At 66.0% G+C, this 17,002-nt stretch carries 13 protein-coding genes and 1 pseudogene; 6 read left to right on the top strand and 8 right to left on the bottom strand.

All coding sequences use genetic code 11. The features are described from left to right. The first annotated feature begins 24 nt into the window (after positions 1-24). From BN4346_RS24770 to BN4346_RS24760, 3 genes are all read left to right on the top strand, one after another. The gene (locus BN4346_RS24770) at positions 25-297 is read left to right on the top strand and encodes a type II toxin-antitoxin system Phd/YefM family antitoxin (protein ID WP_067967093.1); all 273 of its coding nucleotides are present in this window, start codon (positions 25-27) and stop codon (positions 295-297) included. Next, on the top strand, positions 297-695 hold the full coding sequence (locus BN4346_RS24765; protein ID WP_067967091.1) for a type II toxin-antitoxin system VapC family toxin: 399 nt from the start codon (positions 297-299) through the stop codon (positions 693-695). The genes BN4346_RS24770 and BN4346_RS24765 overlap by 1 nt, the downstream gene beginning before the upstream one ends. A gap of 238 nt (positions 696-933) precedes the next feature. Continuing rightward, positions 934-1,815, top strand: a complete 882-nt coding sequence (locus tag BN4346_RS24760) for an NYN domain-containing protein (RefSeq protein ID WP_067967573.1) — start codon at positions 934-936, stop codon at positions 1,813-1,815. 8 nt (positions 1,816-1,823) lie between these two features. Here the strand turns inward: BN4346_RS24760 and BN4346_RS24755 are convergent, their stop codons facing one another. From BN4346_RS24755 to BN4346_RS24745, 3 genes are all read right to left on the bottom strand, one after another. Then, positions 1,824-3,416, bottom strand: a complete 1,593-nt coding sequence (locus BN4346_RS24755) for a peptide chain release factor 3 (RefSeq protein WP_067967088.1) — start codon at positions 3,414-3,416, stop codon at positions 1,824-1,826. A 133-nt stretch (positions 3,417-3,549) separates the two neighbouring features. Next, entirely contained in the window at positions 3,550-6,432 is a 2,883-nt protein-coding gene (locus BN4346_RS24750; protein WP_067967085.1) for an MMPL/RND family transporter, read from the bottom strand. After that, a complete protein-coding gene (locus tag BN4346_RS24745; protein ID WP_208863273.1) occupies positions 6,429-6,860 on the bottom strand; it encodes an MmpS family transport accessory protein in 432 nt (143 codons plus the stop codon). The genes BN4346_RS24750 and BN4346_RS24745 overlap by 4 nt, the downstream gene beginning before the upstream one ends. A gap of 158 nt (positions 6,861-7,018) precedes the next feature. Here BN4346_RS24745 and BN4346_RS24740 point away from each other — a divergent pair, with 158 nt between their 5' ends. Further along, positions 7,019-8,437, top strand: coding sequence for an SDR family oxidoreductase (locus BN4346_RS24740; protein ID WP_067967081.1), 1,419 nt, complete (start codon positions 7,019-7,021; stop codon positions 8,435-8,437). 4 nt (positions 8,438-8,441) lie between these two features. On the opposite strand, the gene BN4346_RS24735 is transcribed toward BN4346_RS24740, so the two are convergent. The 4 genes from BN4346_RS24735 to BN4346_RS49430 form a co-directional block, all read right to left on the bottom strand. Next, the gene (locus BN4346_RS24735) at positions 8,442-9,278 is read right to left on the bottom strand and encodes an SDR family NAD(P)-dependent oxidoreductase (RefSeq protein ID WP_067967078.1); all 837 of its coding nucleotides are present in this window, start codon (positions 9,276-9,278) and stop codon (positions 8,442-8,444) included. A gap of 1 nt (position 9,279) precedes the next feature. Further along, the gene (locus tag BN4346_RS24730; RefSeq protein WP_067967075.1) at positions 9,280-9,756 is read right to left on the bottom strand and encodes a nuclear transport factor 2 family protein; all 477 of its coding nucleotides are present in this window, start codon (positions 9,754-9,756) and stop codon (positions 9,280-9,282) included. 20 nt (positions 9,757-9,776) lie between these two features. After that, positions 9,777-12,410, bottom strand: a complete 2,634-nt coding sequence (locus BN4346_RS24725) for a GH92 family glycosyl hydrolase (RefSeq protein ID WP_067967069.1) — start codon at positions 12,408-12,410, stop codon at positions 9,777-9,779. Between the two features lie 85 nt (positions 12,411-12,495). Beyond that, a complete protein-coding gene (locus tag BN4346_RS49430) occupies positions 12,496-12,630 on the bottom strand; it encodes a hypothetical protein (protein ID WP_268811455.1) in 135 nt (44 codons plus the stop codon). Between the two features lie 160 nt (positions 12,631-12,790). Here BN4346_RS49430 and BN4346_RS24720 point away from each other — a divergent pair, with 160 nt between their 5' ends. Together BN4346_RS24720 and BN4346_RS24715 are read left to right on the top strand one after the other, a co-directional pair. Next, positions 12,791-13,138, top strand: a complete 348-nt coding sequence (locus tag BN4346_RS24720) for a hypothetical protein (protein WP_067967570.1) — start codon at positions 12,791-12,793, stop codon at positions 13,136-13,138. 184 nt (positions 13,139-13,322) lie between these two features. Beyond that, positions 13,323-15,269: an SEC-C domain-containing protein gene (locus tag BN4346_RS24715; protein ID WP_067967061.1), complete on the top strand. Its 1,947-nt coding sequence runs from the start codon at positions 13,323-13,325 to the stop codon at positions 15,267-15,269. 114 nt (positions 15,270-15,383) lie between these two features. On the opposite strand, the pseudogene BN4346_RS24710 reads toward BN4346_RS24715, so the two are convergent. Continuing rightward, positions 15,384-16,969, bottom strand: a pseudogene (locus BN4346_RS24710) (ABC-F family ATP-binding cassette domain-containing protein). Between the last annotated feature and the right edge of the window lie 33 nt (positions 16,970-17,002).

The raw sequence follows: 17,002 nt of genomic DNA, 5'->3' as shown, positions 1-17,002 counted from the left end.
CAAAATAGTAGTACCATTGATCCCATGTCCGAGGTCCCGGTGCGCGAGCTGAACCAGAACACCGCTGGTGTCCTCGCGCGCGTCAAGCGGGGCGAGCAGCTTGAGATCACCGAACGGGGAGCGGTGATCGCCCGCCTGGTACCGGCCCAGGACGATCCGCTGAGCGAGATGATCCAGTCGGGACAGCTCCGTCCGGCAACGGTTCGCGGGCCGGCGCCTCGTCCCTCCGGGCCGGTACTCACCGACTATGAGGCTGGTGAGTTGCTGCGCGAGATGCGGGACGACGAGCGCTACTGATGCTGTATCTGGACACCTCGGCCCTGGTGAAGCTGATCCACTCTGAGCCGGAGTCCGGTGCGCTCGCCGACTGGCTCGACGCCAACGCGCCCGCACCGTGGGTGTCGTCAGCGTTGATCGAGGTCGAACTGCCTCGCGCTGTTCGGCGAGTGGACCCAGCCCGGCTGCCCGACGTACCCGGATTGCTCGCCCGGGTATCGCGGTACGAGGTCGATGAGACCGTGCGTGCCGCCGCTGCAGCCTTGCTCGACCCGATGCTGCGATCCCTGGATGCTGTTCACTTGGCGACCGGTCACACGGTTTTCGGCGCCAGGCTGACGGCATTTGTCGCCTACGACCAACGCTTGCTCGACGCCGCCGACGCGGTCGGCCTGCCGACCAGGTCCCCGGGTCGATGACAGGCTGCCGTGATCGCCCCGCTGGTGATCGTCACGCGACGGCTGATGCGCAACCATGCGGCGACCCGCACGGCTTCGATGGGAAGAACCCGCTGCTGGCCCCCGAGTTGATTCCGCGGTGGTACAAAGCCGCTTAGGTGCGTCGCCGGCCCGGACCATGTCGACCGTTGCCCGCCTTTGAGCGACAAATCGCCCCAACCCATTAGGGATGGGGCCGCTGGTGCGCCACACTGTAGCCATGACGGAATCCGGCGATACCCGGGTCGCGGTCTACCTCGACTTCGACAACATCGTGATCTCCCGCTACGACCAGATCAACGGACGGAGTTCGTTCCAGAAGGACAAGTCCAAGGGCCTGGCCAAAAACCCGGATCGGTTGGCACGGGCCACCGTCGACGTCGGAGCGATCATCGACTTCGCCTCGTCGTTCGGGACGCTGGTGCTCACCCGCGCGTACGCCGACTGGTCGGCGGAGGTCAACACCGGCTACCGCGCACAGCTGGTGGGGCGGGCTGTCGATCTAGTGCAGTTGTTCCCGGCGGCCGCCTATGGCAAGAACGGTGCCGACATTCGGTTGGCGGTCGACGCGGTCGAGGACATGTTCCGGCTGCCGGATCTGACCCATGTGGTGATCGTGGCCGGCGACTCCGACTACATCCCGCTGGCGCAGCGCTGTAAACGCTTGGGCCGCTACGTCGTCGGGATCGGGGTGGCCGGCTCGACGAGTCGCGCACTGGCCGCGGCCTGCGACGACTTCGTCAGCTACGACGCGCTGCCCGGCATACCGGTGTTCGAGCCCGCGCCGCCCGCCGCCGACGCAGGCGCCGAGCCTAAGCGGCGCACCCGCCAGGCCAAGGAGGAGCCCGAGGAGCCGCCCCAACCGGATCCGCAGGACACCGCCACCGGGCTGCTCATCCGCGCCCTGAAGATCGGCCTGGAGAAGGACGACGTCGAGTGGCTGCACAACTCGTCGGTCAAGGCACAGATGAAGCGAATGGATCCGTCGTTCAGCGAGAAAGCGCTGGGGTACAAGTCATTCAGCGATTTTCTGCGGTCCTATTCTGACCTGGTGGAGCTCGACGAGAGTTCGACGACGCGCATGGTGCGGTTGCGCACCTAGCGGCCGAGCTACCCCTCCGCGGCCACCAAGGACCGTAGCTGCACGTCGGGGTTGTCGCGCTGGAAACCCTGCAGCCGCCACGCGTTGGAGAACAGGACCAGGTGCACGCCGTCGGTGCGGGTCAAGACCTCCGCCAGCGACTGTTTGCTGACGAAATCGACGTCGGCGTCGTCTACGATCCGCGCGACCTGATACGGCAGCGGTTCCAGCGTGATCGGCGCGCCCATTTCGCTGGCCATACGGTGAGCGGCCACCTCGAACTGCATCGGACCGACCGCGGCCAGCACCGGCGCCTGCTCACCGCGGCGATCGGAGACCAGCACCTGCACGACGCCCTCTTGGTCCAACTGTTCGATACCGCGGCGGAACTGCTTGTGCTTGCTGGGATCGACGTTGCGCGCCACGGAAAAATGCTCGGGCGAGAAGCTCGGGATCGGCGGATACTGCACGGGGACATCGCAATACAGCGTGTCTCCCGGACGCAGGGCGGCAGCGTTGGCCAGCCCAATCACGTCACCGGGCCAGGCGGTGTCCAAGGTGGAGCGCTGCTGACCGAACACCGCCTGGGCGTACTTGGTGACAAAGGGCTTGCCGGTCGCGGCGTGGGTCAGCACGTCGCCGCGCTCGAAGGTTCCCGAGTACACCCGGGCGAAAGCGATGCGATCGCGGTGGGCGGAGTCCATGCCGGCCTGCACCTTGAACACGAAGGCGCTGAACGGTGCGTCGGTGGCGCGCCGGCCGCCGTCGACGTCGAGTGCCCCGCCGGGCGGCGGCGCCAACTCGGTGAGCACGTCGAGGAGCTGGTTCACGCCGAAGTTCAACGCCGCCGAGGTGAACAGCACCGGCGTGGCCGTGCAGTCCAGAAACGCCTCGCGGTCGAAGTCGGATCCGTCGGCGGACAGCAGCTCGCACTCTTCGACCGCGGTGTCCCAGTCAGCCCCGGCCGCAGCGGGGGCGTCTGCCGCGGCGATGTGCTCCTCGGGCGCCGCGGTGGCACCGCCGGCGGTACGGGTGAACCGGATGAAATTTCCGGATCGGCGATCGAGCACTCCGTCGAATTCTCCGGCGATGCCGACCGGCCAGGTCAGCGGGGTGGGACGTAGCCCAATACGAGTGTGGATCTCGTCCATCAGTTCCAGGGCGTGCCGGCCCGGTCGGTCCCACTTGTTGATCACGGTGATGATTGGGATCCGGCGATGGCGGCACACCTGGAACAGCTTGAGGGTTTGCGGCTCAAGGCCTTTCGCGGCATCGATCAGCATGACCGCGGAGTCCACGGCGGTCAGCACCCGGTAGGTGTCTTCGGAGAAGTCGGCGTGGCCGGGGGTGTCGAGCAGGTTGATGACGCAGTCCTGCCCCGTGGCGGTGCGGTACGGGAACTGCAGGGCGGTCGAGGTGATGGAGATGCCGCGGGCTTTCTCCATCTCCATCCAGTCCGACACGGTGGCACGACGCCCGGACTTGCCGTGTACCGCGCCGGCCTCGGTGATGGCCTTGGCATGCAGCACCAGAGCCTCGGTCAAGGTGGATTTGCCGGCGTCGGGGTGGCTGATAACAGCGAAGGTCCTGCGGCGGCCCGCTTCGGCGGAGATCTCGGTCATTGCGCCAGCGATTGTATTTGCGATCTCGCGAGAATCGTTAATCGGCGTTCGACGACCAGGGGTCACGCGACGGGTCCAGCCGCCCGTCGGTGCGTCGGCGCAGTTTCGATTCGGCGCCTGCCGTCACCCTCACTCACCCGCTGACGGTCGGAAGGGGCGCGGTATTGTCTTCGACCGGCTGAGGTCCGGGTCCGCTGCGACCTTGCCTCGTGATCTCAAAGGTGTTCAGCGGCCACCAGAACCAGCGGCCCAGCGCCGCAGCGATCGACGGCGTCATGAACGACCGCACGATCAGCGTATCGATGATCAGGCCGATGCCGATGGTCATGCCGAGCTGGCCGACCACGCGCAGGTCACTGACGATCATCGCCATCATTGTGAAGGCGAACACCAGGCCGGCTGCGGTGACGACCCGTCCGGTGGCCCCCATGCCGCGGATGATGCCCGTGTTGAGCCCGGCATGTATCTCTTCCTTGAAGCGCGAGACCACCAGCAGGTTGTAGTCCGAACCCACCGCCAGCAGGATCACCATCGACAGCGGGATCACGATCCACTGCACGCCCAAGCCCAGGATGTCCTGCCAGAGCAGCACCGATAAACCGCACGCAGTACCCAAGGATGCGGCTACGGTGCCGACGATCACCAGGGCGGCCACCACGCTGCGGGTGATGATCAGCATGATCGCGAAGATCAAGATCAGCGATGCGATGAGCACGATCATCAGGTCGGTGACGACGCCGTCCTGCATATCGGAGTACAACGATGCGGTTCCGGCGAGCGAGACCTTCGCGCTGGCCAGCGGGGTGCCCTTGAGGGCATCAGCGACAACGCCCTTGAGATCCCGCACATGTGCGATGCCCTCCACTGAAGCCGGATCGCCCTGGTGGGTGATGATCATCCGGACCGACTTGTGATCCGGCGACATGAACATCTTGATCCCGCGCTTGAAGTCGGGATTGTCGAACACATCCGGCGGCAGGTAGAAGAAATCATCGTTCTTCGCCTGATCGAAATACAGACCGATCTGCGTCTCCCCCTTGGCCAATTCCTGCTGTTGAGCCTGGGTGCCGGCCATGGTGCTGTGGGTCGCGATCATGAAGTCGCGCATCCTGGTCATCGAGTCGATGGTGTTCTGCAGAACCGGCAACATCTGCGGCAGCGTCTTATCCAGCCGGTCCATGTCGACGGTTAGCGCTTGTATCTTTTCGTCGAGTTGGTCGATGCCGTCCATGGTGTCGAAGATCGATCGCAGTGAGTTGCAGATCGGGATGTCGTAGCAGTGCGGCTCCCAGTAGAAATAGTTGCGGAACACCCGGAAGAAATCATCGAAATCGGCGATGTGGTCCCGCAATTGATCGGTGGTGTCCGCCATGTCGTGGGTCGTGCTGACCATGCTGTGCGTGATTTCGGTCATATGCTTGGTAATGTCGTACATGCGTTCCATGTTGGCGATGGTCGTGCTCATCTCGTCGGCCTGTTCGAGCAGCTGCGCCGAGTTGTCGTTGTTGAACTTGGCGGCCTGCAGGGTGCCGGCGTTCTGCGCGCCGAGCAAAAACGGGATCGAGCTGTGCTCGATCGGCGCCCCCAGTGGCCGGGTGATGGTCTGCACCCGATCGATGCCCCGCATCCGAAAGACGCTCTTGGCGACCTTCTCGATCACCAGCATGTCCGCCGGGGTGCGCAGGTCATGATCGGTCTCAAGCATCAACAGTTCGGGGTTCATCCGGGCCTGGGAGAAATGCCGGTCCGCGACAGCCATCGCCTGGTTGGCGGGCATATCGGGTGGCGTGAACTTCTGATCGTTGTACTGCGGCACATACGTCGTCAGGGCGACGAAGCCGATGACGGCGACCGCGCTGGTCACCAAGACGATCGGAACGGGCCAGCGCACCACGGAGGTACCGACCTTGCGCCAACCCGGCGAGGAGATCACCTTGTGCTTGGGGTCGAGCAGTCCGAACTTCGATGCCACCGTCAGGACAGCCGGGGCCAACGTGAGTGCCACGACGATGATGACCCCAACCGCGATCGCGCAGGGCGGACCCATGGTTTTGAAGTAGGGCAGCGTCGTCATGGTGAGGCACATCAAGGCGCCCACGATGGTTAACCCGGACCCCAGGATCACGTGCGAGACGCCATTGTAGGCGACATAGAACGCCTCTTCGTGATCGAGACCTTTCGATCTCTCCTCGTGATATCGGCCGAGCAGAAAGATCAGGTAATCCGTTACCGCGGCAATGGACAGCATGGTCACCATGCTCACCGCATACGGGGTCAAACCGATGATGTTCAGGTTGCCGGCTGCGGCTGTAACACCCATTGCGGCAAAGAGTCCCAGCCCGATCACAACCATGGACACCAGCATCGTCACCACGGAGCGGTAAATGACGAGCAGCATCACGATGATGATGACGACAGACAACAACTCCAGCTTGTGCATGCTTTGGTGCCCCGCCACACGGGTGTCGGCATTAAGGACCGTGTTACCCGCGACGTAAGCCTTGACACCCGGCGGCGGGGTCACCGAAGCCACGATGTCACGCACCGCTGCTACCGACTCGTGGCTGGCGGTGGTGCCCTGCGAGCCGTTGAGGAAGATCTGCACGTAGGCGGACTTACCGTCCACACTCTGCGAGCCCGCCGCGGTCAGCGGATCACTCCAGAAGTCCTGAACGTTCTGCACGTGCTCGTGGTCGGCGTTGAGTTTGGCGACGATTTCGTCGTAGTACTTGTGCGCGGCCTCGCCGACCTGCTGGTCGCTCTCCAGCACGACCATCGCTGTGGAGTCCGAATCGTACTGCTCAAACACCTTGCCGATATTGAGCATCGCCTTATACGACGGTGCGCCTGTAGGGCTGATCGGGACAGACCGGTCGGCCGCGACCTCGCCCAGTGAGGGGACCACGGCGCCCAAGAGGACGACGAGGAACACCCAGAACAAGATGATCGGCACCGACAAGATCCGGACCAGGTGCCCAAGGAAAGGGCGGTGGGATTCTATCTGCGCGTTACTCATACGGATTTCACCAAGCAGTAGATGAACGGTTTGATGGTGTCGTTGCTCGCCCGGTCATCGCGTATCTCGCCGTCGACGGTCACTCGACACCGAAGGTCACTGACGTCGCGTTCACCCTGAGCCAAGATGTTCGCCGACATCGACGGCAGCGTCGTAACGATCGTGAACGACCAAGGAAGCGTGGCGTTTTCGATCAGATGCGGTTGACCGTTCTCGTCGAGGTAGTTGAGATTCGCGGTCCCGCCCGTCCCGGTGACCTCGTAGGTGATGTGCTTCGGATTGAAGTTCTCGGTGATTCCCGAGCCCTCGGCCAGATTCGGGCCCTGATGGCCCATCGACTCACGGATGCGGGCAATCGCATAGCCGCCCAGTGCCACCACCACCACCAGCAGTAGCGGGATCCAGAAGCGCTTCATCAGGCGAATCACCGTGCGCATGCCTCTCGGTCGTTCGGGTGGATCAGGTCCCAACTTTTGAACGGAACTTGAGTTCCGCATTCGCGGCGGTCGTCAGCGTACCTCATGATCTGGCGGCGTTGTCCGCTCCGGATCCTGTTCCCGGGTTGCGGGCCGTACCCTTACCAGGCGTGACCGCCATCGACCCGGAGAAACTCGCGACCTGCCTGCAGGTGTTGTCCGAGATCGACTCGCTGCCGCCCGAGCACCCCGACGCCGTCGCGGTGCGCCGAGCCACCGCGCGGATGTTCAAGGCGGTCAAAAAAGCCCGCCGGAGCGCCAAGCGCGACGCGGTGGCCGCCGCTGACCAGGCTGTCATTGCTGCCACGGCCACCGGAGCGCCGGGCCGTATCGACGACGAGACGCAGGGCATTCCACTGGTGTCCGCCACCCTCGGGGCATCGGCGGGAACCCTGCTGCGCTCGCGGGCCTGCTACATCTGCAAAACCCACTACACGCAAGTAGACGCGTTCTATCACCAACTGTGTCCGGACTGCGCCACCCTGAGCCGGGCCAAGCGTGACGCTCGCACCGACCTCACCGGCCGACGCGCCCTGCTCACCGGCGGGCGCGCCAAGATCGGCATGTACATCGCGCTGCGGCTGCTGCGCGACGGCGCGCACACCACTATCACCACCCGTTTTCCCAACGATGCCGTGCGCCGCTTCGCCGCCATGCCCGATCACGCCGACTGGCTGCACCGGCTGCAGGTGGTGGGCATCGACCTGCGCGACCCGGCCCAGGTGGTCGCGCTCGCCGATACGGTCGCCAGCCAGGGCCCGTTGGACATCCTGATCAATAACGCGGCGCAGACGGTGCGGCGCGCACCCGGCTCGTATGCCGCCCTGGTCGAGGCCGAGCGCACCCCCGCAGGCGAGCTGGTCGACGTCATCACCTTCGACCATGTCAGCGACGCGCACCCCGCGGCCCTGGCCGGCAGCCTGGCCGAGCACCAGCAGCCGCACGCGCTGACCGAATTGGCCCTGACCGCCCGCAGCGCCTCCCCCGAGCGGATCGCCGCGGGCACCGCGATCGATGCGGGTGGGCTGTTGCCCGACACCGCCGCGGTGAACAGCTGGACCCAGCGGGTGCACGAGGTCGACGCCCTGGAGCTGCTCGAGGTGCAGCTGTGCAACCAGACCGCACCGTTCATCCTGGTCAGCCGGCTGCGTCCGGCCATGGCGGCGGCCACGGCGCGGCGCAAGTACGTGGTGAATGTGTCGGCGATGGAGGGCCAGTTCAGCCGCCGCTACAAGGGTCCGGGCCATCCGCACACCAACATGGCCAAGGCCGCCCTGAACATGCTCACTCGCACCAGTGCGGAGGAAATGCTGGAGAACGACGGGATCCTGATGACCGCGGTGGACACCGGCTGGATCACCGATGAGCGCCCGCATCCCACCAAGCTGCGCCTGGCTGAGGAGGGGTTCCACGCCCCGTTGGACCTGGTCGACGGCGCCGCCCGGGTTTACGACCCGATCGTGCGCGGGGAAGCCGGCGAGGATTTGTACGGCTGCTTCCTCAAGGATTACGCGCCGAGCGCGTGGTAGCCGGTCAGTACAGTGGGCCGCCGCCGAACAGACTCCGGTGCGAGTCCGGCTGGTTTCCTTCGAGGTCGGTGATGCCGTAATCCAGCGCGGTCTCGGCGGTGATCAACGTGTGTCCGCTGCGGGCACCGAGTTGGGGGTCATCCGCTAGGGCGGCGACGACGCGGCCGATGAACTCCGGGGTTTCGGCGTTGGCCAGCGGAAAGCCCTGGAAGTTGTCCAGGCCGCGAGCCATGAAGCCTTGCATGACTTCGTTTTTCACCAGGCCAGGCCACAGCGATACCGCGCTCACCCCGGTGCCGGTCAGTTCGACGGCCATGTCGGCGGCCATCTTGTCCAGCCCGGCCTTGGACATGCCGTAGAGCACCGAGTGCAGGTGCCCGCGTGCCCCGAACGAGGAGATGTTGGCGATCAGGCCGGCACCGCGCGGCACCATCAGCTGCGCGGCGTGCACCGACGCCACATAGTGTGCACGCAGGCCCACCCCGATCAGGGTGTCCCAGTCCGACAGTGGGCGCTGCCAGAACTTCTCGGTGAACCCGGCGAACCCCTTGGGCGCCGCCCAGACGTTGTTGACCAGCAGATCCAGCCGGCCGCCGCACTCGTCGGCGATGCGCGCGAACAGCGCGGCGATCTGCGCGTCGTCGCGGTGGTCACACTGCACGGGAATGCCGCGCCCGCCGCGCTCGGTGACGGCTTCGGCCGTCGCGTCGAGCGGGCCGTCGACGCCGACTTCGCCGCGCGCGGTGACATAGACGGTCCAGCCCTGCGAGCCGAGCGCCAGCGCGATGCCCTTGCCGACGCTGCGGCTGGCGCCGGTGACCAAGGCGATCCGGGTGCTCATCTCAGGCCTCCACGACTGCGTCGTCGCCGAGCGGGCGGGTGATCACCCAGAGCGGGCGGAAGTGGCTGCGGGACATCTTCCAGACCCCGTCCTCGATCACGTAGTCGTCGTCGTACTCCCCGGTCAGCAGGCGTTCGGTGCGCTCAATCATATTGAGCTGACGAAACTTCAGCGTCCAATGGCCGGTGGCCGTGCCGGGGCCGGTGATGGCGATGTCGGGGTGCATGCCGTGATGCATGTCTAGGATCACCGGTTTGCCGTCGACCTTGTGCAACGCGATCCGGGTGAACACCTCGGCGATCTGATCCGCGTCGTCGAAGCCACCCAAAGGACCGTAATGAATGTCGGCGCCGCGGGCGATGAAGCAGGCCCGGAAGGTGTCGGGGTCTTTGGCATCGCAGGCCCGGAAGTAGCGGTGCTTGAGGGCTTTGATCGCCTCGATCTGTTCGAGGGCTGCCAGTCGCTCGTCGACGCTCATCGCCTCGACGATAGTGGGGGCTATCCGCCGACGGTGATCAGCATCGTGAACGTGCGGGTGCTATGCCCGACGGTGGTCGTCAGGGCCAGGCGATGCTGCCCTTCGGGCACCGATGAGGCCACCGTGATCTCCAAGTGCTGATGGGCGGATCCGTCGGCGGCGAACAGCCCGGAAGCCGGCTTCACGGCAATCCCAGCGTCGGCGGACGTGCCGGTAATGATGTAGTCGTCGCGCCCGTTGCTGAGCCGTTGCGCGTCGAGCGTCACGGTCGTGGCGCCGCCGGGCGCGATCTCGGTGATTGCCGGTGAGACGTTGACGGCCACGGCCTGGCCGCCCGCGCCGAATGATGGCGGTGCCTCGGATTCCGCGCTGCCCCATCCGGTGTCTGGTTTGCGTGACAATGTGAAGGCAAGCTCACCGCCGGTCCGGGTGATGGACTCGGGAAGCGAGGTCTGCTCGGTGAGCCGGCCGTCAAGCTTCAGCGCCTCGACATAGCGCAGGCGATGCCATCCGGAGGCGCCGGGGGCGCTGATTCGGATGGATTCGCCTCCCGCCAAAGCGATTTCGGCTGCTTCGAACAGCGGGGTATTGACCGTCAGGATCGCGGTCCCCGGGATAGCCGGGTAGAGGCCGAGTGCCGCCCAGACATACCAGCTCGCCATCGCGCCGAGGTCGTCGTTTCCGGGTACGCCATCGGGGGTGGGGCCGAACAGTTCGCTGCGGACCCGGTCGACCAGTCGCTGGGTCTTCCACGGCTGCCCGAGATAGTTGTACAACCACGGCACCCCCAGACCCACCTCGTTGCCGGCCCACAGGTAGGGCTGGTTGGGGCCCACGTTGAGTTTCTTGGTGAACCGATCGAGCCGGTCGATCGCCGGCCGGCGTCCGCCGAGCGCGGTGACCAGTCCGGCGACGTTGTGCGGCACGTACCAGAGGTATTGCTCGGCGTTGCCCTCGTCGTATCCGAGCTGACCGAAGCAGTGCGGGTCGGGCTCGACATATCCCGGCCCGTCCGGGAAGAATCCGGCCGCGTCGCGGGGCGAGAGGTAGCCGGTGGTGGGGTTGAACAGGTTCTGCCAGTACTGCGCCCGCGGCTGGAATTGCGCGGCGGTGTCGGTTTGGCCCAGCGCGTCGGCGAATCGAGAGATGGCGAAGTCGTCAACCGACCACTCCAAGGTGATCGAAGCACTGGGAATCGACGGGCCGGTGCAGGAGTCCCCGACCAGGGGTAGGTAGCCGCGTTTGAGATAGCTGCCCAGGCCCGGCCTTTCGACGTAGCCGTCGCGGCCGGCCCCGCCGGTGGTCGCGCCGGAGACCATGTAGTGCAGCGCGCGGCGGGTGTCGAATTCTCGGGCGCCGAAGGCGTACAGATTCACGATCAGCGGCACCACGCTGTCGCCGGTCATCTGGGCGGTGGCGGCGTTGGCCAGTGCCCACCGCGGAAACGCCCCGGTGTGCTCGGCGTCGTTGACCAGCGATTGGGCCATGTCCGCGGCACGCTGGGGCACCAGTAGCCCGTGCAGAGCGGCCAGTCCCCGATAGGTGTCCCAATCCGAGAAATTCGCGTACTGGGTGTGCCCGTCAGGCAGGGTATGGACGGCATTGTCGAAGCCGAGGTAGCGCCCGTCGACGTCGTTGAACGTATTCGGGTGCAGCAGAGCGTGATAGAGCGCGGTGTAGAACGTTGTCAGGTCGCGGCGATCACGGCCGGCCACCCGGATCTGTGCCAGCGCGGTGTTCCACTCGCGGTGCGATGCGGCGCGCACCTCGTCAAAACCGGCGTTACCTTCGGCGGCCAGGTTTGCCAGGGCTCCGTCGACGCTGACGTAGGACAGCGCGGTGTGCACCTCGATCGACGAGCCGGGCGGAAACTGCACGTAGCCACCGCTGCTGCCGAGGTAGCTGGAGTAGGCGCTGCGGGTGCCGGAATACACCGTGTAGCCGTCCCAGGTGCCGTAGGCGGTGAACGGGCGGTTGAACTTCATCGCGAAATACACGGTGTATGTGTTGTTCTTGCCGCAGAACCCGCCGCTGGCCGCCATGCCGGTGATGGTGGTGTTGTCGTCTCCGATCTGGATGGTCGCCGCGGAGTTGCCCGCCAGCGACGCGCCCGAGCGGACATACAACAGCGCCGGTCCGCCGGTGCTCGGGTAGCGGAAGCGGCCGACGCCGGTCCGAGTGGTGGCGGTCAGTTCAGCGGTGACACCGGTCTCGGGGAAGCCGACGGTGTAGTAGCCGGGTTCGCCGATCTCGGTGCGGTCGTGGGCGATCTTCTCGGTGACTTCCCATGGCTGCGAGCCGATCTCGGTGGTGGTGGGCAGCACCGAGATGTCCCCGAACGCCGCGCAGCCCACCGAGGCGTGCGTCATGCTGAAGCCGGTGGCACGGTCGACACCGTGGTCATATCCGGCGTAGGTGCCGACGGTGTCGGGTGAGTACTGCACCATGCCGAACGGCGCCGAGGCGCCCGGGAAGTTATTGATCTCTCCGACGATCTTGCCGCCGGTTCCGGTACCGATCAGGGTGTCGACGTAGTCGACCGGGTTGGCCACAAACTCCGGCCGGTATTCGAAGGACGTGTTCGGGGCCGCGACTAGTCCGATGACCAGCAGGGCCGAGGCCACCAGCGCCAGCATGGCCCGACGGGAGCGCATGGCGGTGCCCTACTTCATCACCGGAGTTCCGACAAACGCGTTTGGCCCCCGGGGCTCGCCGCTGAGGCCTGCGCTATGGCGTGAATCAGCAGATTTGGCCGGCGAAGAAGGCAGCCGACACCAGACCGACACACAACGCCAAGGTGGCATGACCCATCATCCCGGCGCCGACGGTCGCGGTGGCAGCGGTCGCAGCCAAACCGCTCAGAAATGTGGTCATTGCCCGTGTCTCCTGTGGTCTATGTCACATCGATGTTTCCAACGTGGTCTACACCACATCATATCTCTAAGGAAAATGCCAGTCACGCGAACACGCCAGAATGTTCGGTCAGGTCAGCATGGTGACTTGCCGGCCCCTGGCCCCGGCGTACGCTGCCACCATGCCGCCCGAGAACCTTGAGCCACGAGTCAGTGCGCTGGAGGGCCAGGTGAAGGCCTTGCGCCGCCGAGTCAGTGCCAGCGAACGGGACGCCGCCGCGGCCCGCGTGCTCGCCGGCGGCGCTGACCGCGATGTCGGCGAGCTCGGCGAAGAGCTCCGCGACTTCCGCAAGGCCACTACCGCCAGCTTCAACGCCATGCGTCAAGACATGGTCGACATGCGCCGGGACATGACAGACGGCTTCGCCGAGATGCGGTCCAAGTTCGCCCTCACCGCGGCCGGTCAGGAGCGCATCGTCGAGTTGCTTCACACCGTCATCGACACACAGGGCGGCTCCGCCCCGGCCTGACCGGATCCATCGCGGCGGTGCCGCGGTGTGTACGTTGATGGACGCCCAGTCGAGGAACCGGCCGTCGGACATATGTGATCGTTGACCACCTTTGAGCGACAACGGACCTCGTGTCGCGACGGTTCTCCACACCAGCCGATCAGGTGAAGTGCGCCTCAACGGCCTCGTCCCTAGTCTCGCGGCCATGACCGAACCGTTGGATCCCCTTGAGCCACTATCGAAGATTCTCACTGAGCGCGGCCCGCTGAGTGAGGACGACATCGCCGAGTATCTGGAGGACGCCGGCGTGACAGACCCCGCCCGCGTCCTGCGGCGACTGCGCCTCGAAATCAACATCCCGGTAGGTCAATTGGGTGACGGGCGCTGGGCGTGGCTGCCCGCCGTGCTGGCCGGCCGGGTATTTACGCGCCGGGTCACCGAGCCCGAGGTGAGCTTCGACCTACTCAACATCACCCCGGATCTGGCTCCGATCGCCGGACTCTGCGACAGTGCCCCCTACCAACGGCTGGCGGACGGGTCCGCCGTCCGGTACGTGATGCCCGGCGATGATCGGTTGTTGGACCAGTTGGACATTCCGGCGGATGTGGTCGATGACGGAGGTGTGCTCGCACTGGCTGCGGGCACTTTCGAAGCACTCGGTGTCGACGACGGCGATGTGATCGGCCTGCGCCTGAGCGACGTGGGCTTGGCGGTCGAACGAGTCACCACCGCCATCAAAACCACGGTGGGCGCACAGTTGACCGCGCTGCTCGGTAGGCAGCCGGAGCGCATCGACGCGCTAGTCTGGACCGCCTGCGTGGCAGATCCGACGCTGTTCACCGATCCGGGAGGCCCGCTGTCCGATCTTGTCGCCGAACGGGGCCTAACTCGGCATGGCGTGTGGCTGGCGCCACCGGAATTCAATTTCAGCCGTTGGGCTTTCGAGCGGGGCTGCGAACGTCTCGCGCGGCGCCACCGGCTCGACGACGATGCCGCGCTGACGCTGAACACACTGCTGCGGCTCTACGCACTGATGGCGGTGCAGCACCTGCGCGAGTCGGACCCGTCGGATGAGGGCGACAAACCTGCGGCGGCCGCGTTCGGCGACATCATGGATGACGTGGGCGCTGCGCTGGCTGATCCGAGGATCGCCGAGCTGCTGGCGGCGGAGACCGTGCGACATGGGCGGTTCAGCGCGGGCGGTTTGCGCCTGCTGGCGGACGCCTTGGCGCCGCGGGTGCCGCCGTCAGCGCGGGTGGCCTGCCAGTGGCTTCGTGCGGTGGCACTGGAACGTGAAGGCGATGTCGCCGGGTTCGAGCGTGAGTTGCTGGCAGCTGAGGCGATGGACGGCAAGTGGCCGTTGCCCCTGCTCGACCTGGCCGGAATCGCCTCCGACCGCGGCGATGCGGAGGGCGGTCTGGCCCTGCTGCGCCGCGCCGGAGCAATCGCGGACCACCCGCTAGTGCACCTGCTCCAGTTGCACCGCGTCGATCCGCGTGCCGATCTGGGACGAAATTCGTTGTGCTGGTGCGGCTCCGGCAGAAAATACAAAAAGTGCCATCTCCGTGGCCTGCCACTACACGATCGGGTGGGCTGGCTGTACCACAAGGCGATTCAACATGTTCTGCTCGGCGACTGGACCGATCTGCACCATGCGGTCGCCTGGGAACGGTGTCGGTTCACCATCCTCGACGACGATGACGCGTTCAACGCGGCACTGGCCGATCCGCTGGTGATCGACGCAGTGCTTTTCGAGGGCGGCGGATTCGACGAGTTCCTGACGGTTCGGGGCGCCCTGTTGCCCGACGACGAATGGGCGCTAGCCCAGCAGTGGTCGCTGGCAGAGCGGTCGGTGTTCGAGATCGAGCACGTGCACCACGACCGGAGTGCCACCGCCCGCAATCTGCGCACCGGCGAGCTGCACGAGGTTGGCGTGCGCAGGACCAGCCTGCAGTTGCAGCCGGGGCAGTTGGTCTGCGCCCGGGTGGCGACCGACGGGGCCGGGCTGCAGTTCTTCGCACTGGAGCCGATCTCGCCGCACCAGCGCGATCCGCTGACCGCCCTACTCGCGTACGGCGCCGATCCGGTGGAGTTGGTGGCGCAGCTCCGCGGTGATGCGGAAGGTCCTGTTCAACAACGTCGTCCCGCATGACATCATCGCTCAACGCACTGAGCAACCAATTCACTGAACCATGCGGAGGGTCATCACAACGGCCAATGCGCTGGGGACCGCCGAAGCCGACCTCCGTGCCGCGGCCGCCTCCGCCTATAACTCGGTGACAGTCCCGTCCTCGACCCGCCAGGTGCGGTCCAGCCGGACGTTCTGCAACATCCGGCGGTCGTGAGTCACCAGCAACAACGCGCCGTCGTAGGTTTCCAGCGCCTGTTCCAGCTGTTCGATGGCGGGCAGGTCGAGATGGTTGGTCGGTTCGTCGAGGACCAGCACGTTCGTGCCGCAGGCCTGCAGCAGCGCCAGGCCGGCACGGGTGCGCTCCCCGGGCGAAAGGTCGTCGGCCGCGCGCTCCACATGGTCGGCGGTCAGCCCGAACTTCGCGAGCAGGGTGCGCACGTCGGCGGTCGACCAGTCCGGCACCCGCTGCTCGAAGCGATCGACCAGACGGGTGGGGCCGGTGAAGTCGGCGCGCGCCTGGTCGATCTCACCGATAGCGACGTTGGCGCCCAGACTCGCACGGCCCGCGTCGGGCTGCTGACGGCCGAGCAACAGTCGCAACAGCGTCGATTTTCCCGCCCCGTTGGGACCCACGATGCCGATCCGCTCGCCGGCATCCACCTGCAGCGACACCGGTCCGAGGACGAAATCACCCTGCCGCACCACGGCATTGTCGAGTGTCGCAACCACAGAACTCGACCGTGGCGCAGCCCCGATGGTGAACTGCAGCGTCCATTCCTTGCGGGGTTCGACGACCTCCTCGAGGCGGGCGATCCGGCTCTCCATCTGACGCACCTTCTGCGCCTGCTTCTCGCTGGACTCGGTGGCGGCACGCCGTCGGATCTTGTCGTTGTCGGGGGCCTTACGTATGGCGTTGCGGACGCCCTGACTGGACCATTCCCGCTGAACGCGGGCCCGCGCGACCAGGTCGGCCTTCTTCTCGGCGAACTCGTCGTACTGCTCACGCCGGTGCCGACGGTTGACCTCCCGTTCCTCGAGATAGCTGTCGTATCCGCCGCCGAAGACGGTCGTGGTGTTCTGCGCCAGATCCAATTCCAGGACACGAGTGACACTGCGGGCCAAGAACTCCCGATCGTGACTGACCAGCACCACCCCGCCGCGAAGATCACGGACGAACTGCTCCAGCCGGGCCAGCCCGTCCAGGTCGAGATCGTTGGTCGGCTCGTCGAGCAGGACGATGTCGAAGCGCGACAGCATCAGCGCGGCCAAGCCCACCCGAGCACCGCCGGCACCCGGTCCTCGAGGTCCGCCGCGCCCGTCACAAGCCAATGGTCCAGTGCGATCGAGTAAGCCTCAGCCGGATCGGTACCCGCGGGAGCCAGATCCGGATCGGCCAGGGCCGCAGCCGCGGCGTCCATGGCCTGCGCCGCCTGTGCGCAGCCGGTCCGGCGAGCGATGTAGGCGCCGACGGTCTCCCCTGCCACCCGCTCGTGCTCCTGCGGCAGCCACCCGACGAAGGCATCGGCCGGGGCGATGGTGACCGCACCGTGCAGCGGCTCCAGATCGCCGGCCAGGATCCGCAACAGGGTGCTCTTGCCGGCGCCGTTAGCCCCCACGACGCCGACGACGTCGCCCGGTGCGACGGTCAGGTCGACACCCTCGAACAGCGTGCGGTGCGCGAAGCCGCCAGCGACGTTCTTGGCGACGAGTGTTGCGGTCATTGGTACATGGTCGCAGGGAGTGGGGGGCAGGGA

This window comes from Mycolicibacter icosiumassiliensis, from assembly GCF_900078685.2.
In the GTDB taxonomy this organism is placed as follows: Bacteria; Actinomycetota; Actinomycetes; order Mycobacteriales; family Mycobacteriaceae; genus Mycobacterium; species Mycobacterium icosiumassiliensis.
The sequence above is the reverse complement of the archived record's forward strand: the minus strand, read 5'-3'. Positions and strand labels throughout refer to the sequence as shown.